Below are 1,176 nucleotides of genomic sequence, written 5' to 3'. Positions count from 1 at the left end.
TGGCGCATCCTCCGCAAAGCCCGCCTCAGCCCCAACAACCTCACGTCAATCGCCCGAGCCATCCTCACCCTGGAGACTCACCGCTGAAAAGGCTCCGTGTGCCGTGAGATACCTCACTGGCTCGCGATCGCCGGGATCGGCATCTCCACGGCTCTGTGAAACGACAGGATCTACGCGCACTCCTCCACGCTATCTGCCCGCCCTCCAGGCCTCACTGAACGAGCTAGACCCTCAACGGAGGTCAACATTCATCTGCCATCAACGGTCCGCATATCGCCCGTTGCCGACCACCGCAGCAGCTGCACTGGAGCAGAAGGTTCCCTTGCCTGTGGGCGAGCGGCACCCCAGATGTGCAGTTGGCACAGGGCTTGGCCAGCTGTGTTCCCGTCGTTCCCCTGGTTCCCCCTCAGTTGAGCCAGACCTTCACCCACTCGCCTTTCCGCTTCGTGCTGGCGATATCCGTGCTGGCGATCGCGCCATTCGAGTCGGTCTTGGCCTCGCAGATCCGCGAGCTGCCGCGGTCGCGTCCTCGGAGCGGTGGAAAAGCTCGACGAGGGGTTCCGTGATGGCTGATGTTACGCGGCCGGGGCGAGTGGCTCGTGGTCCTGTGGTGCGAGCTGGATCACGTCGGCGGATACGGGGTGGAGCAGGTCCCGTCGCATGCCTTCGAGCCGGCGCAGTGCGGCGGGTGTCATGGTGAAGCCGCGCCAGCCGGTGGCGGCCCGGTCCAGGACCGCGAAGGCGAGGCTGACGCAGGAGGTCTCGCCGGGGAAGCGGCCGATGACCTTCACCCGGCGGCGGGTCTCGCCGAAGGTCCGCTCGATGAAGTTCGAATGCCGGATCCGCTTGTGGTGCTCGACGGGGAACCGCAGGTAGGGAGTGAGTGAGCCCCGGTCTGTGAGAAGGGACTTGACGGCCGCGGGGTAGGTCTTCTCCCACTTGGCGGCGAAGTCGTCGATGCGGCGCTGGACCGCCTCGACGAGCTGCTGGCCGGGCGGGAGCCCGAGCTCGGCCGTGTCGAAGATCTCCCAGAAGTCCTTCTTCACCTCCGCCAGGTCGTGGCGGCTGACCTTCGAGGTGACATTGCGGCATTTATGAATCAGGCACCGCTGGCGCAGGCTGCGGCCCAGGACCGACTCACAGGCCGAGATCAGGCCGCCGCCACCGTCGGATATC

1 protein-coding gene is annotated in these 1,176 nt (G+C 66.0%); it reads right to left on the bottom strand.

From position 1 onward, the window contains the following. Window positions 1-575 precede the first annotated feature (575 nt). Window positions 576-1,176 (bottom strand): transposase (locus ACFYP3_RS37915; RefSeq protein WP_388842683.1); only part of this gene is annotated, 601 nt, incomplete at its 5' end.

The organism is Streptomyces sp. NPDC005533, from assembly GCF_042871845.1.
GTDB lineage: Bacteria > Actinomycetota > Actinomycetes > Streptomycetales > Streptomycetaceae > Streptomyces.
This window is presented reverse-complemented; position numbering and strand designations above follow the sequence as displayed.